The sequence below is a fragment of the Flavobacterium sp. MK4S-17 genome (assembly GCF_009848495.1).
Taxonomy (GTDB): domain Bacteria; phylum Bacteroidota; class Bacteroidia; order Flavobacteriales; family Flavobacteriaceae; genus Flavobacterium.
Window position 1 is genome coordinate 14728 of the sequence record NZ_WWEP01000013.1, and the last position, 26922, is coordinate 41649.

Here is a 26922-nt window from a genome sequence, read left to right on the forward strand (position 1 = left end):
AACTTCCAAATTATTTAGTAAATAAACAAATTATAATTCACATTTTATAAGTTAAAATTTAATACTAAATTAACAATATGAATTTATTATAAAAGTTATTTAAAAAAATGGAGTTAATTTTGATAAAAATTTAATTTAAGTATTTTGTTATTGAACAATTAATTTTTTTGTAAGTGTTTTTCCTGATCCTTCAAGATTTAGTAAATATACACCGGACGAAACCATAGATACATCTAATGCAACTTCAGATTCATTTGCATATTTTTTCTCTATAACTTTCCTGCCGTTCATATCGTATAAACTTAAAGTAAAATCACTTAAATTGTAATCTGCTAGATTTACACGTACTGAACCGCTGCTTACAGGGTTTGGATAAACTACAAGTGAATCAGATGTATTTTCAGAAACACTGTTTACATCAACAACACCATTAACTACAATAGAGTAATCCTGGCTTCCACCTAACAATGTACCCTTATGCGTCACTGTTACCAAATATTCTCCCGTAGGATTTTCTACTTCGATACTTTCAATATTATCAACAACATTATCACCTTGAATTGCGCCTCCTAATAAAAATAAAGGATTTAGCATCCATGGAAAATATTCATTTCCACCTGCCACTTTAGTTACCCTTACATCAAGGTCATTCACCAAAACAGGAGTTGGATCATTATTAACACCTGTATTTACAGGCCCTGCAGGATCCGTCCAAGCCACTGTAACTTTCAAAGGTACATTACCAGAAGCTTTTATTGTGCGTGTGTAAGTTTGTCCTTGCTGTAAAGTTAATTCCTCTATAATAGAACTGGTATTGCGGGTAGAAATAATATTTACCGCTCTTTCTGCATTTATAAGCCCCCATCCAAATTTATGGTCAGGACCGGGAGTAGTACCAGCCTCATCAGCTGAATTCACCATTAAAGCCCTTAATGTAGCAGACTTCATGTATTGAGAGTTCAGGTTGTTAAAATGCTGCTGCATCAAAATTAAACAGGCAGAAACAGCAGGAGCTGCCATTGAAGTACCCTGCAATGATTGGTAAGCAGTAGTAGAAGTGGAGTATGTAGACAGTACAGAAACACCTTTAGCAGAAATGTCAGGTTTAATCCTAAAGTCATCCGTGGGTCCCCAACTGCTAAAACTACTCATAACAACTGAAGAAGGCCCTGTATAATTCAAAACCTGATTTACGGCCGCAACAACAACACCATTCTTAGTAGTTGCCTTATCAGTCAATAAATCACGTCCTCCTTGTGTATCCTGTGGTGTGCCTCTGTCATTTCCGGCAGAAAAAACCGGCTGATACATGTCAAAAGTATGCATTATATCGTCCCAGTTTGCTGACTCACCAATATAAGCACCTTTTTGATAAGCCGGTATACTTGCTATATTAGCTCCGTAAGAATGATTTGAAACAAGAAGTCCCTCTTGAGCCCTTTGCACAGCTTCAGGAATATCATTAGCAAAAGTATGCCCCCATAAAGTAGCCTCATAAGCAAGCCCTTTAGCGGCAGTATTACCAAAACCTGAACCCATCATAGTACCTGCAACGTGGGTAGCATGGCCCGTTCCTTCTGTATGTGTAAAAAAGGCTTCATCCCTAAACTGAACCCTTCCCGTTAAATCCTGGTGGGTAGAGCGTACCGGGCCGCCATCCCATATACCAAGTATCATTCCCTGGCCGTTTAAGTTTAAACCGTTACCGCCGTTAGTGTTAATTTTATTTACGCGTGCCGTGATTGCAGAACCAAAATTATGTGTAACATAATAAACCGGTTCTCCGTTTTCACCAACCCTCATAAGCTCATTATAAGCATCATTCTCGTCTGTAAAAGTAACCGGCCAGCCTTTTTCCTTTGCCATCCTTAGAGCTTCTTCCTTATCTTTTTTCATCCTGGCCGAATGATATTCAATCAATGCCTGAGCTTTTTTCAAATCATAGTGCTGAATGATTTTTTCTCTTTCTTTCGGTGTCTGGCCAAACATCACCGCAACGCCTCCAAAAATAAAGCTTGCCAGAAATACCGCTTTAATCGTATTTTTTTTCATTCTTTATAAATAAATTGTTTAATAAATAGCTTTTAACTATCAAAGTTAACAATCTGCCAATATTGCAGATTAGCAAAAATATAAATAAATATAATTTAACGTATGTTAATTTTAATTTTAACTTAACGAAAGTTACATTTGCAATAGTAATTACGTGTAAAACACAGGAACAGTTTTATGTTAGCTTTAAATTTTTCAGGCCATTGCTATGAAACAGGAACCGATGAAGCAGGAAGGGGCTGCCTTGCAGGGCCCGTAACTGCTGCTGCAGTAATTTTGCCTGAAGATTTTTCAATGGATAATCTGAATGATTCCAAACAGCTTACCGAAAAATTGAGGGAACAACTTCGGCCTATTATACAGGAAAAGGCACTTTGCTACCATATTACCAATATTGAGCCTGATATTATTGATGAAATAAATATTTTAAACGCATCAATAAAAGCTATGCAGGAATGTATCACCAAACTTTCGCCTGCTCCACAATATATAATTGTAGATGGTAACCGCTTTAAACCTGTTAATAATATACCTTACAGCTGTATAATAAAAGGTGACAGCAAATACTTAAGCATCGCAGCGGCATCGGTGCTGGCAAAAACCTACAGGGATGAGTATATGAATAGGATACATGAGGAATATCCCATGTATAACTGGAAAAAAAACAAAGGATACCCAACACTGGAGCACCGTGAAGCAATCAGGAAATACGGAATAACAAAATACCACAGAAAATCATTTCGCCTGCTTCCTGAACAGTTGGAAATTAATTTTGATATGTTATAAGTGCAGCTTTTGTACAGCAGATTCATCATTTACCAGTTCTGCTTCAAAAAGCTGTGCAAAATATTTCAGTACTTTTTGCTTTACTTCTTCCATATCAACTATCTGTGTTCTCAATTCTGCATTTAAGGAAGTAACAGCCTTATCTTTAATTCCACAAGGTATTATATTATCAAAATAGCCTAAGTCTGCGTTTACATTAAATGCAAAACCATGCATGGTAACCCAGCGCGAAGCCCTTACACCCATAGCGCATATTTTTCTTGCAAAAGGCGTACCAGCATCCAGCCACACACCTGTTTCGCCTTCACTTCGCATACCTTTTAAGCCATAATCAGCCATTACAAGTATTATGGTCTCTTCAAGCAGCCTCAAATATTTATGTATATCGGTAAAAAAATTATCAAGGTCAAGTATAGGATACCCCACCAATTGCCCCGGGCCGTGATAGGTAATATCCCCTCCCCTGTTTATCTTGTAAAATGAAGCTCCCTTAGCTTCAAGTTGTTTTTCATTTAAAAGCAGGTGCTGCATATCTCCGCTTTTACCAAGGGTATATACATGAGGATGTTCAGTAAAAAGTAAATAATTAGGCGTTTGCTTTTCCTTATTTTGTTTCCTGTTTTCTGACTTTATATCTAGTATATCCTTAAAAAGAGATTCCTGATAGTCCCATGCTTCTTTATAATCCTTAACACCCAGATCCCTGAACTTTATAAGCCTGTTCATTTTACTTTTAAATTTAAAAATCAAATTTACGAAACTTAACGCACAAATGGCAATTATGCTTTTGCAAATACATTACCATATTTTTTTAATTATCACTATCTTTGCAGGCTTAAAAAACCATATAATCATGCAGCTTTCTGAACAAGAAATTATCCGTAGAGAAAAACTGGATAAGCTGAGGGAACTCGGCATAAATCCATATCCCGCTAATTTGTTTCCTGTTAACCACACGTCCAAACAGGTAAAGGATAATTTTGAGGAAGGAAAGAAGGTTATAGTAGCAGGCCGTATTATGTCATTCCGTATTCAGGGTAAGGCATCCTTTGCCGAACTGCAGGACAGCGAAGGCAGGATACAGATATACATAAACCGCGATGAAGTTTGCCCGGGGGAAGACAAATCCAAATACAATGACCTGTTTAAAAAACTTATTGATCTTGGCGATTTTATTGGTGTTGAGGGAGAACTATTTACTACACAAGTAGGTGAAAAGTCAATAAGGGTTACAGATTTTACGCTTTTAAGTAAAACACTTCGCCCACTGCCACTGCCAAAAACCGATGCCGACGGTAAAGTTCATGATGGATTTAATGACCCTGAACTGCGTTACCGCCAGCGTTATGTTGATATGGTGGTTAACCCGCACGTTAAAGATGTATTTGTAAAGCGCACTAAGCTTTTTAATGCTATGCGTAACTTTTTTAACGACAAGGGTTACTTTGAGGTTGAAACACCAATATTACAACCAATACCCGGTGGTGCAGCAGCACGCCCTTTTGTAACGCATCATAACTCCCTTGATATTCCTTTGTATATGCGTATTGCAAATGAGCTATATTTAAAAAGGCTTATAGTAGGCGGCTTTGACGGCGTTTATGAATTCTCAAAGAATTTCCGTAACGAGGGAATGGACAGGACACACAATCCGGAATTTACCGCAATGGAAATATACGTTTCATACAAGGACTATAACTGGATGATGGAGTTTACCGAAAAATTGCTTGAGCATTGTGCCGTAGCTGTTAATGGTACTACTGAGGCAACTTTTGGCGAGCATAAAGTAGATTTTAAAGCACCTTATGCACGCGTTACCATGACCGATGCCATTAAAAAATTTACCGGTTTTGATATAACAGGAAAAACTGAGACAGAAATATTTGAAGCGGCCAAAGGCATGGGGATTGAGGTAGATGAAACTATGGGTAAAGGAAAGCTTATTGACGAAATATTTGGCGAAAAGTGTGAGGGTAATTTTATACAGCCCACCTTTATTACCGATTACCCTATTGAAATGAGCCCACTATGCAAAAAACACCGTGATAACCCTGAACTTACAGAGCGTTTTGAGCTTATGGTGTGCGGTAAGGAAATTGCTAATGCCTACAGCGAGCTTAATGACCCGATAGACCAAAGGGAGCGTTTTGAGGCTCAGCTTAAACTTAGCGAGCGTGGTGATGTTGAGGCTGCACAATTTATTGATTACGACTTTTTACGTGCACTGGAGTATGGCATGCCGCCCACATCGGGGCTTGGTATAGGTATGGACAGGTTAATCATGTTTTTAACCAATAACCAAAGCATACAGGAAGTGCTTTTCTTCCCGCAAATGAGGCCGGAAAAGAAAGGCCCTGAACTTACAGAAGATGAAAAAGCGGTTGCCGAACTGCTGAAAGCCAGCGGACAGCTTGCCCTTGATGCCCTAAAACAACAGGCAGGACTGAGCGGTAAAAAGTGGGATGCTGCAATGAAAGGCCTATCTAAGCATGGAATGATAAAAGTTGTAGTAAACGGCGAAACTAAAATGGTAGAATATAAAGGATAAAAATCTTAAGGCGTAATATAAAAGCTGTTTCAATCGGGATTTTTACTTTTACGATCCTTTTGAAACAGCTTTTTTATTTTATCACAAACTATAATTAAGGTTAACAGCCCAACGGTAATTAGCCTCCACCCTTCCACCGGTTAGGTTTTGGTTTATAGGCAACATTCCGTTTAAGCCAAGGCTAAAGTCTTTATATCCTACTTCAACACCGGCCTTACCAAAAAAGATATCGCCATCCGTTAAAAGTACTTCTTCATCATAATCTTTATTGGATTTATATACCTCACCTGCCAATCCCGCCTGTGGCACAATAGTAAACTGCCCTGCTGCAAGACTGTAAAACAGTGTACCTCCATAATTAAACTGGTCACCAAACTGATAATTCTTATTATTTTCAGTTTTAAAAATGTAATTCAGCACGCCGTTAAAGCCAATTCTGTTATTACGTAAAGTATATTCAGCCGCCAGGGTATAATCCCAGCTTCCGGTACCTACCTGAAAACTTGGGTTTACACTTCCGTTATTATCACTTTCGTAGTTACCTGTAGGCATTTTTAATCCTGCACCCGCCTGCACCCTGTGCACAAATTGTGCAGTATCATTTTTCGTCTGGAATACAGTATAAAACGCCATAACGGTTATATCACCTATACCACTTACATCCTGTGTACCTGAAGGCTTTTCACGGTTATGAAAATGATAAGGTACCAAAGCCATTATTTCAAGTTTATTTACTACCGGAACCCTTGCCCAAAGCTGGGCAGTATTAAAGTTTTCATCAATCCACGGCGAATCGTTAAAAATACCATCGCGGCTTTTATAGCTTTGATGGAAATAACGTATGCCTATAAAATTATTATCCAGCATAGAGCTAAATCCCATACTGCCACCGTTTGCCGAACATCCGCATGCATCACAGTCATCAAACGGAGCAAGGTATTTCATAAAATCAGGTGGCGGTGCGGCTGCATTAAGCTGCCATGCAGCAATTAAAACAGCCATAATCATTATTATTTTTTTCATGTTTCTTTATGTCTTGTAATAAAACTTTGGGTTTGTGATAAATTCTTCATCCGTAAGTGTATTTAAAAAAGCAATTATGGCTTCTTTTTCTTCCTGACTAAGCGGGATACCCAATACATCCCCTTGTTGCAATACAGCGTCTAATGTAGCCGAATGAACAACTCCTTCAGAATAAAAATTAAGTACTGACTGCAATGAACCAAAACGCCCATCATGCATATAAGGTGCGGTGAGGGCTACATTCCTTAAACTGGGCACCTTAAATTTATACCTGTCTGTTTCAAATCCGGTTACAACTTCCCTGCCCAGGTCGTTAAGGTTAGGATTAGGTGGCAACCCGTTATTGCGGAAAGCACTATCTGTAAATAAATCTGTTTTGTGGCATGATGCACATTTATCCTGAAACAGTGTTAACCCCTCCATCTCCTGTGCGGTTAACTTGCCCCCTGGCTCATTACGCACATATTTATCATACCTTGAATTAGCTGAAACCATCATCGTCATAAACTGTGCAAGTGCTTTAAGTATATTGCCGGAAGACACCTGACCGTCATCAAAGGACTGCCTGAATAATTTTACATAAGCCTTATCACTTTTCAGTTTTCCGGCTATACCTTCCAGAGTTTCACCCATTTCAATAGGGTTGTGTATCGGTACTATAGAAAGCATTTCTATACTGTTGGATGCCCCGTCATAAAAATACTCAGCCTGAAAAGCCATATTCTGTACAGCGGGCGCATTGCGTGTACCCTCCTGATCATTAAGCCCGTGGCTAAACTCATGCCCATGGTGGGTAAAAGCATACGCCTGCTCATGGCAAAAGGAGCAGGATATTGTATTATCTGCAGATAAGCGAGCGTCATAAAATAGCTTTCTTCCTAATTCAAAACCCTTCTCGGTAGGATAATTATATGAAATATCCTGAGCCAGAGCCGGAAAATTAGATGGTATCCTGAAATCAAGCCTGTTGTTGATTTCTTTATATTCTTTATCATCATTACTACAGGATAACAGCAATAATGACATTAATAGACCTATTACTTTTCTCATTACTAAAAGAAATAAGCAGGCTCAGGCTTTCCTAAGCCTGCTTTATTAAATTTAATCGTGGTGCGATCCAGAACCGTTATGAACGTGGTCTACTTTAAACATTTTTAAAGTATTGGCAGCTATAGTAATAAGGCTTTCTCCTCCCATAATAGGAGCAGAAGTACCGGCAGTATTCAGGTTATCAACAAGCTTTATTTTGGTGTCGCCATCAAGTATAACATTGGCATCAACCATAAGGTGTATATTAGGCATTTCATTTTTCCTTACCCTTGCTGTTGTTGGTAGGCTAAGAGTAACTTCCCTGTAATTATCTGTAGCGGAATTGCTTCCCTGGTGCACCTGGAAATTTTTTTCACCCTCAACCGCAGGTGAAGTAAAAGTGCCTTCAAAATTTATAAATCGGTATCCTGTTGACCATGTCCAGGTAAGGAAGTTAGCCGAAGCTAAATCCCAAAAACTCTGCTGTGCAGTTTCGCCCTGCAGGTAACGCTGCTGGTCAACCCCTATACCAAATTTTATTTTTTTATAATTGCCGGCAGGTATGTTTTCAAGGTGCACTGCCAGCCTATCAGCTTCTTCGCTTATAACAAAATAGCTTTGTTCTTTAGGGTAGGCAAACTCATTGCCATCTTCATCTGTAAGCACAAAATTGCTTACTATATAATTAAACCTGTTTATGGTAAGCTTTTCATTGTTGGAATTTGTGTAGGCATTGCCGAGTATAAGTGCATCGCCATTCACTCCGTTGTCAAAATAAAACTCAACATCACCTACTGAGCCTTCGGTTACAGGATTAGTATCATCATCACTACTGCATGATACAAAAAGAGTTGAAAATGCCATTACGGCAGCTATAGCTTTTAAAGTAAATCTCATTTTTTAAATTGTTTATTTCTAAAAATTTTAATACATAATCTCTTAGCCTTCACCACAAGTAAAGGCTTTAAAATGCTTATAAACGCATAACTAAAATTTAAGAAATAAACGCGGGCGGATGAAATATGGAAACCGCTGTATCGTGGTTGTATAAGTTTTTATATATCAAATCCTGTTGTATAAAAACAGGTTTAAAGGCAGTAAAATTCCACATTAATAAATCCTGGCAAAACAAAATTTCCTGCTCATGGTGCAAGAATTTTTTTTCAGAAAGAGGCTTCTCATCTTCCGAGGCTTTGGCAAGCTCTTTCATAAGGTGGCATTTACCATTACAGTGCAGTTCAGGTTTATCCTTATTTTCACAAAGCTCTTTAACTATATAATCATAATTAACTACATATTCAAAAACCGGCAGTACAGGTTTTAAAAACAGTAACAATGCAATTATAATTATAGCTTTTTTCACACAGCAAAAGTAGTTACTGCAAGGTAATTTTCAAAAGAATTTTATATTGATTAAACCTTTTAAAAAAATAAATGTCTTACCCTCATATAATTAAAAATTAAAATTATGAAAAACTGGATTTTAGCCATAGTAGTAATGGGTGTAACGCTAACACATGCCCAGGAACGTAAACATGAAAAGTTTACACCTGAACAAAGAGCCCAACTTGAGGTTAAACAGCTTACCCTAAAGCTTGACCTTAATGAAAAACAGCAAAAAGATATTACTAAACTCCTTACCGATAATAAAAAACAAAATGAGGAACTGCGTAATAAAGTTAAAGCTGATAAAAAAGCAGGCAAGCAAATAACTAAAGATGAGCGCTTTGCTATGAAAAACCAAATGCTTGATGACCAGATTGCCCTTAAAAAGGAAATGAAATCTATCTTAAATGCCGACCAATATGCCAAGTGGGAACAAATGAGGGAAAATGGTAAAAAGGAGTTTAAGCAGAAAATGAAAAACCGCAGGGCCAACAGGCAGTTTAAACATGACAGAAAGTAATTTATGGTGTTAAAGTTTTGTGATGTTATGTAATTTATTTTAGATTTGGCATTATTATCACTAAACAAAACTCTGAATATGAAAAAAATAATTGCTGCTTTAGCCCTTATGCTGGCTGTAGGCTATACTGCAAATGCCCAAAAAAGAACGGTTGCACCACAACAACAGCTGTCTGCTGCTGAAAAACATGAAAGCTATAAGCAGGCTGCACTTAAGGATGTAAAAGAAATTCAAGGAGCCGTACAGCTTAATGCAGAGGAGGAGGACAAGTTATTAACTGCTTTTGTAGAAAAGCATAAAGAGTTTAATACACCGGGAATGACTTCAGAGAGGAAAATAAACTATTCCTATTCGCTTGATAAATATGTATTGCAGGTTTTAGGCAATGATAAATATGATAAGCTAAAAGCAAGCGGTTTATTAAAGAGATTAACCGGCGAAACTGGAAAATAAATAGAAAGCCCCTTAAAAAGGGGCTTTTTTTATTTTAATTGTGGTGCTATTTTGCCCACTGCATTTATGGTAAAATCCAAATCCTGATAAGTAAGCGCATCGGTTATAAACCATGTTTCATAGGCTGACGGCGCAATATATGCTCCTTCTTTAAGCAGCCCGTGAAAAAACTTCTTAAACGTATCATTATCACCAGATGAGGCAGAAAGGAAGTCGGTTACCGGAGTATTGCTGAAGTGCACCGAAATCATGGAACCTGTCCTGTTTATGGTATATTCTATATTTTCAGTATCCAGTTTTTCCCTTATGCCCTTTTCAAGGTAAGCTGTTTTTTCATCAAGTCTTTTAAAAATTTCATTATCGCGGTTTATTGCTTTAAGCATCTCAAGTCCGGCTGCCATAGCCAGCGGATTGCCTGAAAGTGTACCCGCCTGATATACCGGGCCTACAGGGGCAAGGTAATCCATAATTTCTTTGCGTGCTGCAAACGCCCCTACAGGAAGCCCTCCGCCAATTACTTTTCCAAAAGTTACTATATCGGCTTTTATGCCAAATAGTTCCTGTGCTCCACCTTTGGCAAGACGGAAGCCTGTCATTACCTCATCAAAAATCAGTAATGTGCCATTGGCATCACATAAATCACGCAATGCCTGTAAAAAACCTTCTTTTGGAGGTATGCAACCCATATTTCCTGCTACAGGCTCAATTATTATAGCTGCTATTTCATTTTCGTTAGCTTCAAATAAAGAGGTTACATTATCAATATCGTTATACTTTGCCAAAAGGGTATCTTTAGCAGTGCCCTGGGTAACACCGGGGCTGTTTGGCGTGCCAAAAGTAACTGCACCACTTCCTGCCTGTATTAAAAAAGCATCGGAATGACCATGGTAACAACCTGAAAATTTTATTATTTTTTCCCTGCCTGTATATCCCCTGGCTAATCGCACAGCACTCATGCAGGCTTCGGTACCTGAATTTACAAAGCGAATTTTATCTATATTGGGCACCATGGAAACAGCCAGCCTGGCTATTTCTGTTTCCAACTCTGTAGGCATGCCGAAAGATGTTCCTTTCTTTGCCCGCTCAACCACCGCATTTACTACGGGTTCATAAGCATGGCCCAGTATCATTGGCCCCCATGAATTAATATAATCTATTAACCTGTTGCCATCTTCATCATACAGATAAGCTCCTTTGGCTTCTTTAACAAAAACAGGAGTTCCGCCCACGGCTTTAAAGGCACGCACGGGTGAATTAACGCCGCCGGGTATAACTTCCTGCGCTTCGGCAAAAAGGCGGCTGCTTCTTTGGTATAGCATAATTTATTTTACTTTTAATATTTGCCCTATGGAAATTGCGTTGCTTGTAAGCCCGTTTAATTTCATTAATTCGGCAACTGAGAGGTTATATTTACGTGAAATGGAATACAGCGTATCGCCCTGAGCAACCTTATAAGAGTCAGAACCCACATTTACACTGGCAAGCTGGGGTGTTTCGGTAGTAACCGGTACATCCTCCACTTTTTTAGGCGAGTAGGATTTACCCAAAACCTCGGCATCATAACTGGCAAGTTCATACCGCTCAATGATACCTATAAGTTTAGCAGGATATTTAGGGTCGGTCGCATAGCCTGCTGCCTTTAGCCCGTGTGCCCATGCCTCATAATCATCTTTATCCAGCTTAAACAGGGAAGAGTACCTGCCGCGTGTAGTTAAAAATAGTGAATGGTCATTATACGATTCTGCCGGGTCTTTATATTTCCTGAAACATTCCTGAGCGGCATCATCATCATGCCGCACCGACTCCCCCGTCCATCCTGTGTGGCATTTAATTCCAAAATGGTTATTTGCCGTAACGCAAAGTGTGCCCCTGCCCGCGCCAGACTCTAATATGCCCTGTGCAAGTGTTATACTTGCCGGGATGCCGTGGCGCCTCATATTATCTTTTGCTATGTCTTTGTAATCAAGCACATATTGTTTTACCACATCAGAATATACTGTTGTTTTTGAGGTTGCCTCCAGCACCTCTGTAGTATTATTGTTTTTATTATTATGCCTTTTAGATGCAGTAGATGTGCGCGGCGTTGTGCGTGTGTTTGCTTTTCTTGTGGTTTTTACAGTACTTTTTTTAGTTGTCCTTATACCGGGTTTGTGGGTACCGCAGCTTACCAGCACACTGAGTAAAACTAAAGTAAAGATTTTTTTAAGCATTCTCCTTGGTTTTAATTATGGGTAGTTTTTTTCTGGATAGTTCTTTATTCATTCCGGCAATTCCCTGAAGCCCTCCGGTATGTATTACTAAAATATCCGAATGTTCAGGAAAAAAACCTTTATTTATCAAATCTATAACGCCAAAAAACAGCTTTCCCGTATATACAGGGTCTAAAGGTATGCCTGTTTTAACATAAAAGTCATTTATAAATGCTATTAATTTCTCATTTACTTTGCCATAGCCTTCAAAATGATAGCCTGTTATAAGCTCCCAGTTATCCCGTTCAACAAATTTATGAATATCTGCCGATAAATCAAGCCCTTTAAGGACAGGAAAACCTAATACCCTTTGGTGGGGGAATGCCGAATTTATCAGCCCGGAAACCGTACCACCCGTACCGCTTGCACACGCTATATGGGTAAATTTTTTATCCTGTTCATTTAATATTTCCTCACAGCCTTTCACAGCAAGACTGTTAGTGCCCCCTTCCGGCAATACATAAAATGAGCCGAACTGTTCTTTTAAACTGTTTATAAAATCGGTATTACTTTTATCACGGTATGCCTCGCGGGTAATAAATTTAAATTCCATACCGCAACTTCCTGCAAAGGCAAGGGTTGGGTTATCGTCTATTTTTTTTTCAAGCTCCTCCCCCCTTATTATGCCAATAGTTTTAAAATTATATTCCCTGCCCGCGGCTGCGGTTGCAGCAATGTGGTTGGAGTATGCTCCTCCGAAGGTTAGAAGGCATGAATTTCCATCCTGTTTTGCCTTTATAATATTATATTTAAGCTTCCTGAATTTATTGCCTGAAATGTGAGGGTGCAAAAGGTCTTCCCGCTTAACGGTTAATTTAATATCAAACGGAAAATTGATTTTTACTTCCTGGTTCATGTCATGGCAACTTCACAGCAAAATTACTAAATAAAAAAGGCTGCAGTAAAACTGCAACCCTAAATTAACTACTAAAAATCAATGTTCTTAAAAAAGAGGTGATTCATACCATTGCGATGCCGAAAAACAATATGGCAGTAACGTAAAATCTGGATTTCCACCCTCAATTACTATACGCCATTTATAACATTCAAATGGCAGTTGGGTTCTGTTAAAATGAAATTCAGGCTGTACAGTTTGCGGTACGCGTATAGGCGTTTCATATTTAAAAGTTATAACCGGGTCAAAATCACTGTAAAAATCTTCACAATCAGCTATTTTTTGTATTTCCAGTTTAACCGAATACATTTTCAAGTTTGTAATGGCTTGCCCAAAATTTCCCGAAAACACAATTATAGGGTTATCTATCCCGTTTGAAGCGTCAATAGCAACATTTCCAACTACATCAAAAACACATTGCGCATACAATGGCTTTACTTCCTCATTATCCTTATCGGCCCCGGTATTCATTACCACAGCTTCAGCATCATTAAATCCCGTTTCCTCAGTAGAGCAGGAAATAAAAAACAGCATTAAAAACGGCAGCAAAATAATCTTCTTCATAAATTCAGTATATAATTTTTTAATATATTCAGGGTGCATTTCTTCGGCAAACATACTGCACTTGCCTTACCCAGATAAACAATCGCTAAAAAAAACGACAAACGGTTTTTTTTTACCGACAAGTCGCATTTTATAGCTCAATATTCTGTTAATCAATAGTTAATTGGCTTATTCTTCCCTTCTAAAAATGGTAATTTTAAAAGAATTTAAAAGCTGAAAAATGAAAAATACTTCAACATTTAAAACTGCTGTAACGCTAATTGCTTTAATGCCATTGTTATATGCCTGTAATGAAGAATCTAAACAGGAAAAATGGGAACAGCGGGAAAAAGCAAAAGTAGGAAGGGTTTATAATCCTGATGTGCAGGGAATAGCACATGAAAACAGGGAAAACCAGTTTCCTGAAAGCAGGAATGACAACGAAAAAGGAGAAGGGCTTGAAACCGGCGCACCAAGCGATACTACTGCCCTTAAGGATAATAAACCTTTAAACTAACCTCCATGATTTTAAATATAGCCAAAGAAAATCATTATAAGGCACATGAGCTGAGGACGCTGTTTGAAAAACAACTGAAAGAATTATACTGGGCCGAAAATGAAATGGCAGCGCACATGCCGGATATTATTGCCTGCATAACATCCAAAGACCTTGAGGCCATATTAAAAAAGTTATTTGCAGAAACAAGCCAGCATATGGTAAGGCTTGAAAAGATATTCGGTAAAATAGGTATAGCGGCAGAGGCGCAGCCTTATGAGGCTCTTAAATGCCTAATGGGTGAAACCAAGAGAACTATTGCCCAAACCAAAGGCGGTGTAGTGAGGGATGCTGCCCTTATAGCAGTACTACAAAAAATAAAGCATTATGAAATAGCATGCTATGGCACGATGCGGGCTTATGCGCTGGCATTAAGGGAAGAAGATGTAGTTACACTGCTGGAAGCTACACTTGATGAAGAAAAAAGAGCCGACACCCTGCTTTCGGCTATAGCAGAAGCCCATATAAATATTGAAGCTGCAGATAAAGAAATTTAATTAAACCCGAAAAGAAATAATACTATGTCAAAACCAAATTCATTCCCCAGCCAGCAGCAAAGCCAGCCGGGAGACGAGCATAAAATGCACCCTGAACCGGAAATTATTCGTGCTGATTATAAAGGAAGCGAAAAGCTGAAAAATAAAAAGGCCCTGATAACCGGTGGAGACAGTGGCATAGGCCGCAGTGCTGCCGTACACTTTGCACGGGAAGGGGCTGATGTGGCTATTATATATTTTGATGAGCATAAAGATGCTGAAGAAACTAAAAGCCTAATTGAAAAAGAAGGCCGCAAATGCGTGCTGATTGCCGGCGACCTTAAAGATGAGGATTTTTGTACTGATGCTGTTAAAAAAGCCACAGATACACTTGGGGGCCTGAACATCCTGGTAAATAATGCCGCAGTACAGTTCCCTAAAACAGAGTTTAAGGATATAACCGGAAGCCAGGTAAGAAAAACTTTTGAAACCAATATACTTCCGTTTTTTTACATAACACGTGAGGCACTTAAACATTTATCGGAAGGAGACTGTATAATTAATACTACTTCGGTAACGGCATACAGGGGAAGCGAACACCTTATTGACTACAGCAGTACAAAAGGTGCAATTGTTTCCTTTACCCGTTCTACATCTGCCATGCTGGCCGAAAAAAAGATTCGTGTTAACGGAATAGCACCTGGGCCTATATGGACGCCGCTTATACCTGCATCATTTGATGATGTTACCGAGTTTGGACAGGATGTACCTTTAAAGCGTGCAGGGCAGCCAAGCGAAGTAGGCCCTGCCTATGTTTTCCTCGCCAGCAGGGATGCCTCTTATATTACCGGGCAGATACTGCACGTAAACGGAGGTGAAATTGTAGGCGGATAATTATTTATTAATCACTAAAAACCAGAATTATTATGGCAACGAACAATTTAAACGAGAACAGCAAAGGTAACAGCAAGCCTGTTAACCCTAATGAAGAAGAACTAAACCCCGATGAGCTGGCCACTTTCCCAAAACAGCAGAAAACTGAAAATCCTGACCTGGAGGAAGAAAGGCAAAGTCATCTTGTAAATACTAAAAAATCTCCTGCAAGGGATGGCCAGCGTATTACACGCACAGGCCCTAATCCCGACCAAGATGGGTTTATGTAATAAAAAAGGCTGCTATATGCAGCCTTTTTTATTCAGGTTAAAATAATTTTAATTTAATACTTTGTGCCCTGAGTAGCCCTCCTGCTCATTTCAGGATTTTTTTCATTTGATGCCGGCTGCTCTTCCTCACGCCTTTGTATCTCTTTATCTGCTATTTTGTTATCACCAGTAGCTGCATCTTTTATTTCAGCCTCAGCTTCCGGTTCTTCTTTCAAAGGTTCAGGCTTTTGATAAGGCACATAATTTACCACTTTTGGGTCGGGCTGCTTAGGGTATGATTGTGCCGAAGCTAATCCTGCTGTTGCCAAAAGTAATCCCAGAGTTAAAATTTTCTTTTTCATAATGTTTGATTTTTGGAGTTACTATACAATTCTTCTTTAATTCCTTTTTTCTGTTTTCTTTCTTACAGTTCTCTTTTTTACAGTATCACCAACCCTGTCAGCATCCGGTGTACTTTTTAAATGTTTACGTGTACGCAACTGGCTTTTCCTCGGCTTTACTTTTGCATCCTCGGTTGTTTGCCTGTTAACTATGTCCCTTTTAAGTTTTGAGTTCTCCTTTGCCTTTTCCATAACAGCAGGAGTTGTGCTGGCAGGATTTTCCGGTTTTTCATTTACCTCAGGTTCAGTTTGTGCAGCGGCTATACCAAAAGCCAGCATAGCAGACAGTGTAAAAAATATCTTTTTCATAGCTCTTTTATTTTAATTGATAATAAAGTTAGCCAATACATAAAATGCTATCAACCTGATTAACCAATGTTTAACCTAATTAACTTTCCTTAACAGTTACCTGTTCAAGTGGTTTTAACGCAGGGCCTTCAATTATACATCCATCAGTGTCAAAGCGGGAAGCATGGCATGGACAGTCCCATGTTTTTTCCGCTTTATTCCAATGCACTACGCAGCCCATGTGGGTGCAAATGGCAGAACAGGCTTTTACATTGCCGCTATCGTCATGAAAAACAGCTACTTTTTTTCCTTCAACATCAATTACTTTTCCTTCCCCAATAGGAATATCCCCTGCTTTGGTGTCGCTTATAAAAATATAATCACGAAGTATTTCGCCTGCATTGCTGATGTTTTCCTTTACAAAGTTTCCGGCAGCCTTCAGTACATTGTGCCTTGAGGCATCAAAGAGTTTTGTATATTTTGTTTCATTACCATTTACCAGGTCATTTATAAGCATTGCCGAAACTACACCCCATACCAGTCCATCGGTGGAAAAGCCTGTTGCTATAAAAATATTAGAGCCTTTACTCTTCCGCCCTATGTACGGCAGCAGGTCGGCGGGTTTATAGTTTTGCCCGCCCCAGCGGTTGGTTACCTCATCCACATCAAAACGTTCGGCAAGGAATTTCTCAAGGTTTTTTATATTTTCCTCATTATCTTCCTGTTGCCCTACCCTGTGGGGCTGCCCTACCGCCAGCAGGAAATTTGAGCCCTCATGTGTATAGGAACGTATGGAAAATCTTTCATTTTCATTATAGTATCCCCAAAAAATACCCTGCGGATAATTTCCCGATGCCAGTTTAACAGCTATACCATATTCCCTGTAAGTACCTAAAACAGAATGGAAGTCAAACAGGTTTCCCTTTGGTGTATGTGTTGCATGCACTACATATTTGGCATGTACATTCCCCCTATCGGTTTCCAGCCTTATACAGTCTTCGTCTTCCTCATCTATGGTAACAACACGCGTGTTTTCGAGTATAATGCAATTATCTGATGCTATATGCTTAGCAAGCTGCTGTACATAGCGCAACGGATTGAACTGTGCCTGGTTTTTTATTTTTACACCATGCTGCACCTTAAAAGGCAATTCGCCTTTATCAACCTCTTCGGCATTTATCCCTGCATCCCGGGCTGCTTGTAATACCTTATCTATCCTTTCCTCGCTTTCGTCATTGGACGAGAAAAGATACCAGGGCTGCTTCTTGTAATCGCAGTCTATAGAGTAGCGGTTGATGTTGTTTTCAATAAGTGCCATTGCACTGCCCCTTGCTTCTACAACAGTTTTAAGGGTTTCCGTATCGTATTTGGACTGGATTCGGTCAAAACCTTCCTCAACAGCTATATACAGGTTCCCTGTACTATGCCCTGTACTGCCGCCGCCAACTTTAAGTGCCTCTATAACCGCTACCTTATAACCTGATTCCTTTAACAGTTGTGCTGTGGTTATACCGGTTATGCCTCCGCCAATAACGGCTACATCTACACTCAGGCTTTGTTCTTGGGAAGGAAAATCAGAACCTGCGGAAAAAGACCTCCAGATAGATTTTATTGTCTTGTTATTATGCTGGTAATCATAGTCCATATCATCAGTTTTTTAGTTAGTTGAAGGTAGGCACAATTGCAACACAGCCCTGTTAACCTCAAGTTAATCAGAGTTAACCAAGCGTTAATTTATAAAACAGTGTATAAAAGATAGATTAAATTTATAATAGGATTACGGCTTAAAAATGAAAAGGTATAAAAACACAGGCGGCAATTCGGGAGTAACAGCATACGAAACAGGGCATGATTATATAAAGGTAAGTTTTAATGATGATGCCACTTACCTGTACACCTACAAAAGCGCAGGAAAAGGCATAATAGAGCAAATGAAGATACTGGCGCAAAATGGTAAGGGGCTAAGCACTTACATAAGCCGGAAGGTGAAAGATAAATTTGAAAAAAAATACTGAGCAGATGGATTACATTCAGGTAATAGGTTTACTGGCCGCAATTTTTACAACAGGTGCTAATATACCCCAAACCATTAAGGTTATTAAAACACGCTCTACCAAAAGCCTTTCATCTGTAACCTATGCACTGCTGTTTTTAGGAATGGCACTATGGGTAATTTACGGGGTTATAAAAAGTGATATACCAATTATACTTGCCAATGCTGTAGCTGGCAGCTTGTGTGGCATAATTCTTTTTATGAAGCTGCTGGCACTGTACAGGAAGAAACAGCAACAGCATTAACCAATATTGCAACAAAAGTTATTAATGCTAATTGAGTCAGTATTACAATTAGGATTGTGCGTTCTAAATAAAATTTATTATTTAACTAAATATAATTGCTATGAAAGGTATAAAAATGATTAAACAGGGTTTTACAGTTGCCCTTTGTATTACAGGTATTAATTTAGTATCGTCATGCGACAGCTGCTCGCGCAATAAAAGCGATGCCAATGAAATGACTGAAGAGAATTATGGCGGTAATACTGATACAACAACATTGCAGGAAGAATCCAGTACGTCTGGCTCAGGCAGTACAGGCTATCAAAACGGATCTAACAATAATAACAATGATGAGCCTTACAGCGGTACGTCTTACGGCAGCACAAATGACCCTGTGGAAAACAGCAGCAGCAATGCCGTAAAGAAAAACGGCGAGCCTACAGACAGCGGCGGTACTTCTGGAACAGGAATGGGTACAGGAACAGGCAGCACAGGAAACAACTCACGTGTAAGCAAAAAAGAAGACCAATATAATTAGCCGACTAAAATAGTAAACTTTAAAGTTATGATTACAGATAACAACGTACAGCAAGGCAACAGGGGCGGAGAGGAATATGGCGAAGGCAATTTCCATAAAAGCTCAAGGAACCAGGATAGCCAAAGGCACGAAGCAACTCAGGAAGAAGAAAAACATAAACAAACTCAGGAAGAAGAGAAATTTAGCCCTGGCGAAGATGAGGAGTATGATGCAGAGGATTTTGCCACAGATTAAGTTACGCTATTGATTGTTTAACCAAAACTTGAAAAACATGTTTTCATTATCATGGACAGAATTATCATTACGGCTTGTTTTAGCTGCTGTTTTTGGCGCTGCCATTGGTATTGAGCGTGAACGCAAGGACTGGGCTGCCGGAATGCGCACACATATGCTGGTGTGCGTAGGCTCCTGCCTTATGATGATGGTATCTTCATTTGGCTTTGGGGATACAATGGGCAGGGAAAATGTGGAGTTAGACCCTTCAAGGGTAGCAGCCCAGATTATCAGCGGTATAGGTTTTATAGGTGCCGGCACAATACTATTTTTAAAGCCTACAACAGTTTTAGGCTTAACAACGGCTTCAGGATTATGGACGGTAGCAGGAATAGGTATGGCAACAGGCGGCGGTATGTATTATGCAGCCATAGCCACCACAATACTGGCTATAATTATATTATGGGGGATGCAGCCCATACAAAAGAAGTTTTCACCAAAGTTTCAAAACAAATCATTAGTTATCAGTATAAAACCCGATACCAGCCCGCAGTTAATCATTGAACGTTTTTTTGAAGATAAACATTTGGATTTTGCCAATTTTTCAATTAACCGGACTGCAGAAGAAACTATTATAGAAATGAAAATTGAAAAAGCGGGCAATGCAACTTTAAAGCAAATGGCACAAAAACTGCATGAAGACCCGTCAGTTAAAAAAATATCATGGAGCAATTAAACATGAAACACCTACATTCCATATCACATATTGAAATACCTGCACCCGATTTTACCTCGGCAATAGAATTTTATAAAGCTGTATTCAACTGGGGCATAGAACTGGTAACGGTAGGGCATTATGCCTTTTTTACCATAGGCAACACCGGGGCAGGCGGTGCATTTAATTCGGCTTTAATGCCTGCGCCTGAAGGTACGGGGCTGCAGGTAATGATTTATGTTGACAGCATTGATGAAACTGTTAAAAGCATTGAAGCTAACGGTGGTAAAATAATTAAAGCCCGCACGGAAATTCCCGGCGGGCATGGTTTTTATGCTGTATTTACAGATACTAACAGCAATTATATGCAGATACATTCTATGCAGTAAATAGTTACGTAAATATTTTTACTGTTTCCTGGCTGATTTTTTTTGGTGTTCCGGTTTCCATAAAACGTTTAAATCCTAAAACATCTTTTCGAACCATTTTTTCGAACAGTGGGTTAAGCAGTGCTGCTACCTCCTCGCCTGCCAGCCCAAGTGGTGCATGATAGGAAAATACTATATGCACCAGTGTGCCCAGTTCTCCCGCATCTTTAAACTCTACTTTACCTACATTTTTTACAGTGGAGCCCGAAACCGACCTCCAGCTAATATACCTGTGGGGTTCATCGCGCACAACTTCTGCTTTCCATTTTACTTTTCCCACACCGCCAGGCAAAGTAGCCTTCCACTCAGAAAATTCCTCGCTGATTATAGTAACCTCATCAAGATGCTCCATAAACAAAGGCAGGTTTTGCAGGTTTCGCCATGAGTCATAAACATCCTCGCGCCTGCGGTTAATAATCATTCTTGCATGAATATTAATGTTAGAACCCTTAGGCATTACAGCCCTACGCCTGTTTAAAAACTTTTCCCCTGCCTCGCTTGCAGGGCAATATCCGCTTACCCCCCTGAAAATCATAAATCCTGCGGCTGCAATTTCGGCTACGCTTCTTTTATACTTCAGGGAATCGTATAGCAGGTAAAATCCGCCCAGGGTTGAAATAACCCTTTCAATATCGTTTATATTTCTTTTCAGCTTTGGTAAATTAATGTTCCTGGATTCCATAAATAGTTGGTAATTTTCTGTTTAAAAATAACGAATAAACAAGAAAAACCTTTATGCTTTAACACTACATTAGCAACAAAAAAAACCCGGATATCTCCGGGTTTGCAGTTAAATCAGTTTTTTGTCAGGGCCTGGCAGGAGTTGCCGGTGTGGCTGGCCTGCCGCCGGGATTGGTTGGCGAACCTGTGGGCGATGTCTTTGGATAGTTGATACTATCATTTCTCCTGTTGCGGTCGTTCCTCTTGTTGCGGTCAATGCCGTTGTCCCTGGCATTTTCTTTCCTTCTTTCCTGTGTTGTTTTTGTACGGTCGGTACGGGTCCTGTCCCTGTCCTTTTGCAAACGGCCCCTTTCTGTACGGGTTCTTTCGGCAGGTGTGGTTGTTGTGTCCACCTGCGCCGAAGCTATACCAAAAGCCAGTATTGCCCCAATAGTTAAAAATGCCTTTTTCATAACTTAAAAATTTTTTATTTATTTATAGTAAAAGTAGGCAAGCATTTTCATATAAAACCCTGTTTTACAATTATTAACCCAAGTTTGGCTATGCCTACTAAGCTGTGTTAACCCCTACAGTTTTATACCATATTTTGACATAATAATATACCTGCAACTATTTAGTTTTAAATAAATTTACCCTTTAAACATTTTATTATGCATTATCTGCAAAAACTACTATTATTTTTTACTGCTTCTGTTTTTTTTACTGCTACGGTAAATGATAAAAATTATTATATACTACTCGGAAGGACAGAAGTTCTGGATAATGAAAAAATAGCACTTATAGGTTCTGCGGCATCGGTAACTTTTAGCTTTAAAGGTGAGGAATGTAATGTAACGCTGCAAACCGAAAACAGTTATGAGCATCATAATTTTGTTTCTTTAGAATTAGACGGCAAGTATATTGGCAGGCTCAGGATAACCGAAAAGGCTAAAGTTTATAACATTCCTGTTCCTAAAGGACTTTCAGTACATAAGCTAAGCATCTGCAAAGCTACAGAAGCATCGGTAGGTACCATAGTGTTTCATGGCGCAAAAGCCAAACTTGTACATACGCAGGGTGCTACCAAACCCAGGAAAAAAATTGAGTTTATAGGCGACTCCATTACATGTGGTATGGGTGCTGATACAGAAGAAATACCCTGCGGTACTGACGAGTGGTATGACCAGCATAACGCTTATTTTGCTTATGGCCCTGTTACGGCACGCAGCCTTAAAGCAGGTTACCTGCTTAGTTCTGTATCGGGTATTGGTATGTACCGTAACTGGAATGATGAGCATAAGGAAGAACCTATAATGCCTGATGTATATGGCAAACTCTACCTTAATTTTAAAGGAAATGATACCCCCTATGATTTTAGTTTTCACCCGGATGTAACTTGTATAGCATTAGGCACCAATGATTTTTCTGATGGAGACGGCACAAAGACCAGGCTTCCTTTTAATGAAGACAAATACGTTTCCAATTGCATCAGTTTTATAAATATGCTATTGAAACATACTCCCGATACTCAAATTGTGCTTTTAAACAGCCCTATGGTTACCGGCGAAAAAAGTGAAATTTTCATAAAATGCCTAGAGCGCGTGCAGCAGGCTTTTAAAGGAAAAAGCAATAAACCTGTAAAGATTTTTAAATTTACTGCTGTTATCCCTCATGGCTGCACTTACCACCCTGATATTAATGACCATAAAGCCATGGCTGCACAGCTTACGCCTTTTTTAAACTCTATAATGCATGAAAAGTAATAGTTTAATTGTAAAATTTTTATTCCTGATTATCCTGCTTCCTGCAATGGCAAATGCCAATGTTATTTTACCTTCATTTTTTTCTGACAATATGGTGCTGCAACGCAATGCCGAAGTAAAAATATGGGGATGGGGGCACCCGTTTGAAGAGATTATTATAACCCCGGGATGGACTACTGAAAAATATAAAGCAGTGCCCAACAACCAGGCATATTGGGAGATAAAAATAAAAACTCCCGGCGCAGGCGGGCCGTACCAAATTAATTTTAAAGGCTATAACGAAATTTTGCTTAATAATGTAATGCTGGGCGAAGTATGGTTTTGTTCAGGGCAGTCTAATATGGAATGGACAGCCAATGCAGGTATAGATAATGCCGAAGAAGAAATAGCCAACGCCAATTATCCTGATATACGCTTTTACAATACCCCAAAACTTTCGGCAGAAACACCACAAATAAATATGCCCGGCAATTGGAAAGTATGTACACCCGAAACCATGAGGCATTCCACTGCCATAGGATATTTTTTTGCGCAATACCTTCAAAAAGATTTAAACGGAGTGGCTGTAGGCATAATCAATTCCAGTTGGGGCGGCACTCCTGCCGAAATATGGATGCCTGCCGAAGCATTTTCAAATAATACCGTAGCGCAGGCAGCGGCTAAATTAACCCCAATGGACTGGGGGCCAACCGAACCCGCGAGGGCTTATAATGCTATGGTTAACCCCATAGTAGGTTACACTATAGCAGGCGCATTATGGTATCAGGGGGAAAGTAATACCGGTTCTGATGTTTATGATGTAACACTGGCGGCTCTTATAAATTCATGGCGTGCCGCCTGGCAAAGCAACTTCCCTTTTTATTTTGTGCAGATAGCCCCTTTTAATTATGAAGGTGGTACTACACAGGGAGTAACTATACGAAATGCCCAAAGAAAAGTATTAGATGCTGTAACCAAAACGGGCATGGTTGTTATAAGCGATATAAGCCCTACTGACGATATACACCCAAGGGATAAAAGAAGTGTGGGTAAACGCCTTGCCAACCTGGCACTAAGCAGCCATTATGGTATTGATAAGGGTATTGTAAACAGCCCATTGTTTAAGTATGCTGAATATAAAGGCAGTAAGGCAATTGTGTACTTTAACTATGCCGACGGGCTCCATTTTAAAGGCAAATCTTCTGCTGTATTTGAGCTTGCCGGGGCTGATGGTGTTTTTTTCCCTGCAAAAGCAACTGTAAAAAATAATACTGTTGAGGTTGTATCAAAAAAAGTAAAAGAACCGAAATATGTGCGCTATGCGTGGCACAATACCGCACAGGCCAACCTGTTTAATAAAGCAGGGCTACCGGCTTCTTCATTCACAAGTAAATAAACACTATGAAACAAACACTATTAATCCTTGCTGTACTTGCCGGAACAACAGTAGGCCGGGCGCAAAATAAAAAAACAATGGATAAAAATACTATAGGGCAAAAAGTTGAAAATCTGCTCTCAAAAATGACACTTGAGGAAAAGGTAGGGCAAATGAACCAGTACAATGGCTTTTGGGATGTTACCGGGCCTTCGCCAAAAGAAGGCAATGCTGCCTTAAAATATGAGCACCTGCGCAAAGGCTGGGTTGGCTCTATGCTAACCGTGAGGGGCGTTAAGGAAGTTAAGGCGGTACAAAAAATTGCTGTTGAGGAAAGCAGGCTGGGTATTCCGCTTATTATTGGGTTTGATGTAATACACGGTTATAAAACGTTAAGCCCTATACCATTGGCAGAAGCCGCAAGTTGGGATATGGAGGCGATACAAAATTCTGCCAAGGTAGCTGCCTCCGAAGCGGCAGCATCAGGCATCAACTGGACCTTTGGGCCAAATGTTGATATTTCCCGCGATGCACGATGGGGCCGGGTGATGGAAGGTGCCGGTGAAGACCCTTTCTTAGGAAGCAAAGTGGCCGAAGCAAGGGTAAAAGGCTTTCAGGGTAATGACCTTGCCTCTCCCCTGACCATAGCTGCCTGTGCCAAGCATTTTGCAGCATACGGTTTTGCAGAAGCAGGAAGGGATTACAATACAGTTGATATAAGCAATGCCACTTTATACAATACTGTACTCCCCCCATTTAAGACAGCTAAGGAGGCAGGTGTGCGCACCTTTATGAATTCCTTTAATATATTAAATGGTGTGCCCGCTACAGGCAGCAGTTTCCTTCAGCGCGAAATTTTAAAAGGAAAATGGGGCTTTGACGGTTTTATTATTACCGACTGGGCATCTATAAGGGAAATGGTGGCGCACGGTTTTGCAAAAGATGGTGCCGAAGCTGCCGAAAAAGCAGTTGAAGCAGGAGCCGATATGGATATGGAAAGCCACTTATACATAGCGGAACTGGTTAAGCTGGTTAAGGAAGGTAAGGTTAGTGAGAAACTAATTGATGATGCCGTAAGGAGAATACTAAGAGTTAAACATGAATTGGGTTTATTTGATAACCCATATAAATATTGCGATGAGAAAAGGGAAAAAGAAATTATAGGCAGTAAAGCTAATAATGATGCCGTGCTGGATATGGCTAAAAAATCTATTGTGCTGCTTAAAAACGAAGGCAATTTATTACCACTCAAAAAAAACGGACAGAAAATAGCATTGATAGGGGCACTGGCCGCCGATAAAAATAGCCCTTTGGGTAGCTGGAGGATAGCTTCTGATGACAATACTGCTGTTTCAGTACTGGAAGGCATGCAGCAATACAAAGGCAATACGCTGGTTTATGAAAAGGGAGCCGACCTTACCACAGGCAAAACTACTTTCCTTGACGAACTGGTATTTAATACCACTGACAGAAGCGGTTTTGAAGCTGCCAAGAGTGCAGCCAAAAATGCAGATGTGGTTGTAATGGTACTTGGTGAGCATGGCTTCCAAAGCGGTGAGGGCCGCAGCCGTACTAACCTTGACTTACCGGGGCTGCAACAGGAATTGCTTGAAGAGGTTTACAAAGTTAACCCTAATATAGTTCTAGTACTTAATAATGGCCGTCCGCTTGCCTTGCCCTGGGCTGCAGAAAATATACCTGCAATAGTAGAGGCCTGGCATTTGGGTACACAAGCGGGTAATGCGGTAGCACAGGTGCTATATGGCGATTATAACCCCAGTGGCAAACTGCCAATGAGTTTTCCGCGCAATGTGGGGCAGGTGCCCATCTATTATAACCAGCACAGCACAGGCAGGCCTGTAAACAGTGATAATAATGTTTTCTGGTCGCATTACATGGATGTGGAGAAAACCCCGCTGTTTGCTTTTGGGCACGGCTTAAGTTATACCACTTTTAAATATGGCGAGCCTAAGCTGGGTAAAAAAGTGTATGCCAAAGGCGAACCTGTAAAAATTGCGGTTAACGTTACCAACACCGGTAATTATGACGGTAAAGAAGTTGTGCAGTTATATATACGAGATATAGCCGCAAGCCTTTCAAGGCCTGTAAAAGAACTAAAAGGTTTTGAACTGGTTTCCCTTAAAAAAGGCGAAACTAAAACTGTAACCTTTACACTTACCGATAAAGAACTTGGATTTTACAATAATGAAGGAGAATATCTTGTGGAGCCGGGTATATTTAAAGTTTTTACAGGGACTTCCTCCGACAATGTACAGGAAGCTGAATTTGAATTAAAATAGGTAATTATATATTAGTTTACACCAAATTATTGGAGTTGAAGAATTGTTAATCTTAGTTCGTGTTAAGTCATATTGCTCACACGTGTGCGATTACCATCTGTAAATGATATAAAAGCTCCATTTTCAGCGTCTCTTACTCTTACAATTTACTCAACGTCAATTAATTGGGCTTGACCGTCTGAGCTTTTTATTTCAATAAATTTCATTTTTGATATTTTTAAGGTTATCCCCAAATATACAAAAAGTAAGTCCCTCAATATTAACTTGAAGGGCTTTTTACTACATTTACAGTACTAATCTTGTAGGAGATAGAATTTCGGTATTTGG

Annotated in this window: 32 protein-coding genes; 17 read left to right on the forward strand and 15 right to left on the reverse strand. The window is 39.6% G+C overall.

Annotated features, from left to right (window positions below; all coding sequences use genetic code 11):
- Positions 1-147: 147 nt before the first annotated feature.
- On the reverse strand, positions 148-2052 hold the full coding sequence (locus GSF09_RS06080; protein ID WP_159800055.1) for a S8 family serine peptidase: 1905 nt from the start codon (positions 2050-2052) through the stop codon (positions 148-150).
- A 177-nt stretch (positions 2053-2229) separates the two neighbouring features.
- On the opposite strand from GSF09_RS06080, the gene GSF09_RS06085 reads away from it, so the two are divergent.
- Positions 2230-2838 (forward strand): ribonuclease HII, encoded by a 609-nt coding sequence (locus GSF09_RS06085; RefSeq protein WP_159800056.1) that lies wholly within the window; start codon positions 2230-2232, stop codon positions 2836-2838.
- On the opposite strand, the gene lipB is transcribed toward GSF09_RS06085, so the two are convergent.
- Positions 2833-3564 (reverse strand): lipoyl(octanoyl) transferase LipB, encoded by a 732-nt coding sequence (gene lipB, locus GSF09_RS06090; protein ID WP_159800057.1) that lies wholly within the window; start codon positions 3562-3564, stop codon positions 2833-2835. The two genes, GSF09_RS06085 and lipB, sit on opposite strands and share 6 nt — an antisense overlap.
- Positions 3565-3691: 127 nt before the next feature.
- Here lipB and lysS point away from each other — a divergent pair, with 127 nt between their 5' ends.
- A complete protein-coding gene (gene lysS / locus GSF09_RS06095) occupies positions 3692-5386 on the forward strand; it encodes a lysine--tRNA ligase (RefSeq protein WP_159800058.1) in 1695 nt (564 codons plus the stop codon).
- Positions 5387-5467: 81 nt separating this feature from the next.
- Here the strand turns inward: lysS and GSF09_RS06100 are convergent, their stop codons facing one another.
- From GSF09_RS06100 to GSF09_RS06115, 4 genes are all read right to left on the reverse strand, one after another.
- On the reverse strand, positions 5468-6409 hold the full coding sequence (locus tag GSF09_RS06100; protein ID WP_159800059.1) for a transporter: 942 nt from the start codon (positions 6407-6409) through the stop codon (positions 5468-5470).
- Between the two features lie 6 nt (positions 6410-6415).
- On the reverse strand, positions 6416-7459 hold the full coding sequence (locus tag GSF09_RS06105; RefSeq protein ID WP_159800060.1) for a cytochrome-c peroxidase: 1044 nt from the start codon (positions 7457-7459) through the stop codon (positions 6416-6418).
- A 51-nt stretch (positions 7460-7510) separates the two neighbouring features.
- Positions 7511-8335, reverse strand: coding sequence for an MbnP family protein (locus tag GSF09_RS06110; RefSeq protein WP_159800061.1), 825 nt, complete (start codon positions 8333-8335; stop codon positions 7511-7513).
- A 97-nt stretch (positions 8336-8432) separates the two neighbouring features.
- A complete protein-coding gene (locus GSF09_RS06115) occupies positions 8433-8768 on the reverse strand; it encodes a hypothetical protein (RefSeq protein ID WP_159800207.1) in 336 nt (111 codons plus the stop codon).
- Positions 8769-8906: 138 nt separating this feature from the next.
- On the opposite strand from GSF09_RS06115, the gene GSF09_RS06120 reads away from it, so the two are divergent.
- Positions 8907-9344: a hypothetical protein gene (locus GSF09_RS06120; protein ID WP_159800062.1), complete on the forward strand. Its 438-nt coding sequence runs from the start codon at positions 8907-8909 to the stop codon at positions 9342-9344.
- Positions 9345-9422: 78 nt separating this feature from the next.
- A complete protein-coding gene (locus GSF09_RS06125; protein ID WP_159800063.1) occupies positions 9423-9797 on the forward strand; it encodes a hypothetical protein in 375 nt (124 codons plus the stop codon).
- Between the two features lie 29 nt (positions 9798-9826).
- Here GSF09_RS06125 and hemL read toward each other — a convergent pair whose 3' ends face one another.
- From hemL to GSF09_RS06145, 4 genes are all read right to left on the reverse strand, one after another.
- Entirely contained in the window at positions 9827-11116 is a 1290-nt protein-coding gene (hemL, locus tag GSF09_RS06130; protein ID WP_159800064.1) for a glutamate-1-semialdehyde 2,1-aminomutase, read from the reverse strand.
- Between the two features lie 3 nt (positions 11117-11119).
- A complete protein-coding gene (locus GSF09_RS06135) occupies positions 11120-12007 on the reverse strand; it encodes a glucosaminidase domain-containing protein (RefSeq protein WP_159800065.1) in 888 nt (295 codons plus the stop codon).
- Positions 12000-12902 carry a 1-aminocyclopropane-1-carboxylate deaminase/D-cysteine desulfhydrase gene (locus tag GSF09_RS06140; protein ID WP_159800066.1) on the reverse strand — a complete coding sequence of 301 codons (903 nt, stop codon included), beginning with the start codon at positions 12900-12902 and terminating at the stop codon, positions 12000-12002. Before GSF09_RS06140 ends, GSF09_RS06135 begins: the two co-directional genes overlap by 8 nt.
- Positions 12903-12989: 87 nt before the next feature.
- Positions 12990-13505, reverse strand: a complete 516-nt coding sequence (locus tag GSF09_RS06145; protein WP_159800067.1) for a hypothetical protein — start codon at positions 13503-13505, stop codon at positions 12990-12992.
- Between the two features lie 220 nt (positions 13506-13725).
- On the opposite strand from GSF09_RS06145, the gene GSF09_RS06150 reads away from it, so the two are divergent.
- From GSF09_RS06150 to GSF09_RS06165, 4 genes are read left to right on the forward strand one after another with little or no spacing between them, the layout of a single operon-like run.
- On the forward strand, positions 13726-14001 hold the full coding sequence (locus tag GSF09_RS06150) for a hypothetical protein (RefSeq protein WP_159800068.1): 276 nt from the start codon (positions 13726-13728) through the stop codon (positions 13999-14001).
- A 5-nt stretch (positions 14002-14006) separates the two neighbouring features.
- Positions 14007-14537 carry a ferritin-like domain-containing protein gene (locus GSF09_RS06155; protein WP_159800069.1) on the forward strand — a complete coding sequence of 177 codons (531 nt, stop codon included), beginning with the start codon at positions 14007-14009 and terminating at the stop codon, positions 14535-14537.
- A 24-nt stretch (positions 14538-14561) separates the two neighbouring features.
- Positions 14562-15410: an SDR family oxidoreductase gene (locus GSF09_RS06160; RefSeq protein WP_159800070.1), complete on the forward strand. Its 849-nt coding sequence runs from the start codon at positions 14562-14564 to the stop codon at positions 15408-15410.
- 32 nt (positions 15411-15442) lie between these two features.
- Positions 15443-15679: a hypothetical protein gene (locus tag GSF09_RS06165; RefSeq protein WP_159800071.1), complete on the forward strand. Its 237-nt coding sequence runs from the start codon at positions 15443-15445 to the stop codon at positions 15677-15679.
- Between the two features lie 53 nt (positions 15680-15732).
- Here GSF09_RS06165 and GSF09_RS06170 read toward each other — a convergent pair whose 3' ends face one another.
- The 3 genes from GSF09_RS06170 to GSF09_RS06180 all read right to left on the reverse strand — a co-directional run bounded on the left by GSF09_RS06170 (position 15733) and on the right by GSF09_RS06180 (position 17992).
- Positions 15733-16020: a hypothetical protein gene (locus GSF09_RS06170; RefSeq protein ID WP_159800072.1), complete on the reverse strand. Its 288-nt coding sequence runs from the start codon at positions 16018-16020 to the stop codon at positions 15733-15735.
- Positions 16021-16056: 36 nt separating this feature from the next.
- Positions 16057-16368 (reverse strand): hypothetical protein, encoded by a 312-nt coding sequence (locus GSF09_RS06175; RefSeq protein ID WP_159800073.1) that lies wholly within the window; start codon positions 16366-16368, stop codon positions 16057-16059.
- A 79-nt stretch (positions 16369-16447) separates the two neighbouring features.
- Entirely contained in the window at positions 16448-17992 is a 1545-nt protein-coding gene (locus tag GSF09_RS06180; RefSeq protein WP_159800074.1) for an FAD-dependent oxidoreductase, read from the reverse strand.
- A gap of 145 nt (positions 17993-18137) precedes the next feature.
- On the opposite strand from GSF09_RS06180, the gene GSF09_RS06185 reads away from it, so the two are divergent.
- From GSF09_RS06185 to GSF09_RS06210, 6 genes are all read left to right on the forward strand, one after another.
- The gene (locus GSF09_RS06185) at positions 18138-18362 is read left to right on the forward strand and encodes a hypothetical protein (protein WP_159800075.1); all 225 of its coding nucleotides are present in this window, start codon (positions 18138-18140) and stop codon (positions 18360-18362) included.
- Between the two features lie 4 nt (positions 18363-18366).
- On the forward strand, positions 18367-18645 hold the full coding sequence (locus GSF09_RS06190; RefSeq protein WP_159800076.1) for a SemiSWEET family sugar transporter: 279 nt from the start codon (positions 18367-18369) through the stop codon (positions 18643-18645).
- Positions 18646-18745: 100 nt separating this feature from the next.
- A complete protein-coding gene (locus GSF09_RS06195; RefSeq protein WP_159800077.1) occupies positions 18746-19162 on the forward strand; it encodes a hypothetical protein in 417 nt (138 codons plus the stop codon).
- Positions 19163-19189: 27 nt separating this feature from the next.
- Entirely contained in the window at positions 19190-19396 is a 207-nt protein-coding gene (locus GSF09_RS06200) for a hypothetical protein (protein ID WP_159800078.1), read from the forward strand.
- 37 nt (positions 19397-19433) lie between these two features.
- Complete coding sequence (locus GSF09_RS06205; protein WP_159800079.1) at positions 19434-20111, forward strand: MgtC/SapB family protein; 678 nt, start codon at positions 19434-19436, stop codon at positions 20109-20111.
- 2 nt (positions 20112-20113) lie between these two features.
- Positions 20114-20479, forward strand: a complete 366-nt coding sequence (locus tag GSF09_RS06210) for a VOC family protein (RefSeq protein WP_159800080.1) — start codon at positions 20114-20116, stop codon at positions 20477-20479.
- A 4-nt stretch (positions 20480-20483) separates the two neighbouring features.
- On the opposite strand, the gene GSF09_RS06215 is transcribed toward GSF09_RS06210, so the two are convergent.
- Positions 20484-21200 carry an SRPBCC family protein gene (locus GSF09_RS06215; RefSeq protein WP_159800081.1) on the reverse strand — a complete coding sequence of 239 codons (717 nt, stop codon included), beginning with the start codon at positions 21198-21200 and terminating at the stop codon, positions 20484-20486.
- A 124-nt stretch (positions 21201-21324) separates the two neighbouring features.
- A complete protein-coding gene (locus tag GSF09_RS06220; RefSeq protein ID WP_159800082.1) occupies positions 21325-21651 on the reverse strand; it encodes a hypothetical protein in 327 nt (108 codons plus the stop codon).
- 198 nt (positions 21652-21849) lie between these two features.
- On the opposite strand from GSF09_RS06220, the gene GSF09_RS06225 reads away from it, so the two are divergent.
- From GSF09_RS06225 to bglX, 3 genes are read left to right on the forward strand one after another with little or no spacing between them, the layout of a single operon-like run.
- Positions 21850-22941 carry an SGNH/GDSL hydrolase family protein gene (locus GSF09_RS06225; RefSeq protein ID WP_159800083.1) on the forward strand — a complete coding sequence of 364 codons (1092 nt, stop codon included), beginning with the start codon at positions 21850-21852 and terminating at the stop codon, positions 22939-22941.
- Positions 22931-24316: a sialate O-acetylesterase gene (locus GSF09_RS06230; protein WP_159800084.1), complete on the forward strand. Its 1386-nt coding sequence runs from the start codon at positions 22931-22933 to the stop codon at positions 24314-24316. The genes GSF09_RS06225 and GSF09_RS06230 overlap by 11 nt, the downstream gene beginning before the upstream one ends.
- Before the next feature lie 5 nt (positions 24317-24321).
- Positions 24322-26595 carry a beta-glucosidase BglX gene (gene bglX / locus GSF09_RS06235; RefSeq protein WP_159800085.1) on the forward strand — a complete coding sequence of 758 codons (2274 nt, stop codon included), beginning with the start codon at positions 24322-24324 and terminating at the stop codon, positions 26593-26595.
- Positions 26596-26922 lie beyond the last annotated feature (327 nt).

Excerpts from the sequence above, each read along its gene's own strand:
- GSF09_RS06165 (WP_159800071.1), top strand. The coding sequence starts at position 15,443 with ATGGCAACGAACAATTTAAACGAGAACAGCAAAGGTAACAGCAAGCCT.
- GSF09_RS06230 (WP_159800084.1), top strand. The coding sequence starts at position 22,931 with ATGAAAAGTAATAGTTTAATTGTAAAATTTTTATTCCTGATTATCCTG.
- GSF09_RS06140 (WP_159800066.1), bottom strand. The coding sequence starts at position 12,902 with ATGAACCAGGAAGTAAAAATCAATTTTCCGTTTGATATTAAATTAACC.
- GSF09_RS06160 (WP_159800070.1), top strand. The coding sequence starts at position 14,562 with ATGTCAAAACCAAATTCATTCCCCAGCCAGCAGCAAAGCCAGCCGGGA.
- GSF09_RS06190 (WP_159800076.1), top strand. The coding sequence starts at position 18,367 with ATGGATTACATTCAGGTAATAGGTTTACTGGCCGCAATTTTTACAACA.
- lysS (WP_159800058.1), top strand. The coding sequence starts at position 3,692 with ATGCAGCTTTCTGAACAAGAAATTATCCGTAGAGAAAAACTGGATAAG.
- GSF09_RS06185 (WP_159800075.1), top strand. The coding sequence starts at position 18,138 with ATGAAAAGGTATAAAAACACAGGCGGCAATTCGGGAGTAACAGCATAC.
- GSF09_RS06125 (WP_159800063.1), top strand. The coding sequence starts at position 9,423 with ATGAAAAAAATAATTGCTGCTTTAGCCCTTATGCTGGCTGTAGGCTAT.
- GSF09_RS06120 (WP_159800062.1), top strand. The coding sequence starts at position 8,907 with ATGAAAAACTGGATTTTAGCCATAGTAGTAATGGGTGTAACGCTAACA.
- GSF09_RS06085 (WP_159800056.1), top strand. The coding sequence starts at position 2,230 with ATGTTAGCTTTAAATTTTTCAGGCCATTGCTATGAAACAGGAACCGAT.
- GSF09_RS06135 (WP_159800065.1), bottom strand. The coding sequence starts at position 12,007 with ATGCTTAAAAAAATCTTTACTTTAGTTTTACTCAGTGTGCTGGTAAGC.
- GSF09_RS06110 (WP_159800061.1), bottom strand. The coding sequence starts at position 8,335 with ATGAGATTTACTTTAAAAGCTATAGCTGCCGTAATGGCATTTTCAACT.
- GSF09_RS06210 (WP_159800080.1), top strand. The coding sequence starts at position 20,114 with ATGAAACACCTACATTCCATATCACATATTGAAATACCTGCACCCGAT.
- GSF09_RS06080 (WP_159800055.1), bottom strand. The coding sequence starts at position 2,052 with ATGAAAAAAAATACGATTAAAGCGGTATTTCTGGCAAGCTTTATTTTT.
- GSF09_RS06195 (WP_159800077.1), top strand. The coding sequence starts at position 18,746 with ATGAAAGGTATAAAAATGATTAAACAGGGTTTTACAGTTGCCCTTTGT.
- GSF09_RS06155 (WP_159800069.1), top strand. The coding sequence starts at position 14,007 with ATGATTTTAAATATAGCCAAAGAAAATCATTATAAGGCACATGAGCTG.
- GSF09_RS06175 (WP_159800073.1), bottom strand. The coding sequence starts at position 16,368 with ATGAAAAAGATATTTTTTACACTGTCTGCTATGCTGGCTTTTGGTATA.
- GSF09_RS06180 (WP_159800074.1), bottom strand. The coding sequence starts at position 17,992 with ATGGACTATGATTACCAGCATAATAACAAGACAATAAAATCTATCTGG.
- bglX (WP_159800085.1), top strand. The coding sequence starts at position 24,322 with ATGAAACAAACACTATTAATCCTTGCTGTACTTGCCGGAACAACAGTA.
- lipB (WP_159800057.1), bottom strand. The coding sequence starts at position 3,564 with ATGAACAGGCTTATAAAGTTCAGGGATCTGGGTGTTAAGGATTATAAA.
- GSF09_RS06220 (WP_159800082.1), bottom strand. The coding sequence starts at position 21,651 with ATGAAAAAGGCATTTTTAACTATTGGGGCAATACTGGCTTTTGGTATA.
- GSF09_RS06150 (WP_159800068.1), top strand. The coding sequence starts at position 13,726 with ATGAAAAATACTTCAACATTTAAAACTGCTGTAACGCTAATTGCTTTA.
- GSF09_RS06205 (WP_159800079.1), top strand. The coding sequence starts at position 19,434 with ATGTTTTCATTATCATGGACAGAATTATCATTACGGCTTGTTTTAGCT.
- GSF09_RS06105 (WP_159800060.1), bottom strand. The coding sequence starts at position 7,459 with ATGAGAAAAGTAATAGGTCTATTAATGTCATTATTGCTGTTATCCTGT.
- GSF09_RS06145 (WP_159800067.1), bottom strand. The coding sequence starts at position 13,505 with ATGAAGAAGATTATTTTGCTGCCGTTTTTAATGCTGTTTTTTATTTCC.
- GSF09_RS06100 (WP_159800059.1), bottom strand. The coding sequence starts at position 6,409 with ATGAAAAAAATAATAATGATTATGGCTGTTTTAATTGCTGCATGGCAG.
- GSF09_RS06225 (WP_159800083.1), top strand. The coding sequence starts at position 21,850 with ATGCATTATCTGCAAAAACTACTATTATTTTTTACTGCTTCTGTTTTT.
- GSF09_RS06200 (WP_159800078.1), top strand. The coding sequence starts at position 19,190 with ATGATTACAGATAACAACGTACAGCAAGGCAACAGGGGCGGAGAGGAA.
- hemL (WP_159800064.1), bottom strand. The coding sequence starts at position 11,116 with ATGCTATACCAAAGAAGCAGCCGCCTTTTTGCCGAAGCGCAGGAAGTT.
- GSF09_RS06170 (WP_159800072.1), bottom strand. The coding sequence starts at position 16,020 with ATGAAAAAGAAAATTTTAACTCTGGGATTACTTTTGGCAACAGCAGGA.
- GSF09_RS06215 (WP_159800081.1), bottom strand. The coding sequence starts at position 21,200 with ATGGAATCCAGGAACATTAATTTACCAAAGCTGAAAAGAAATATAAAC.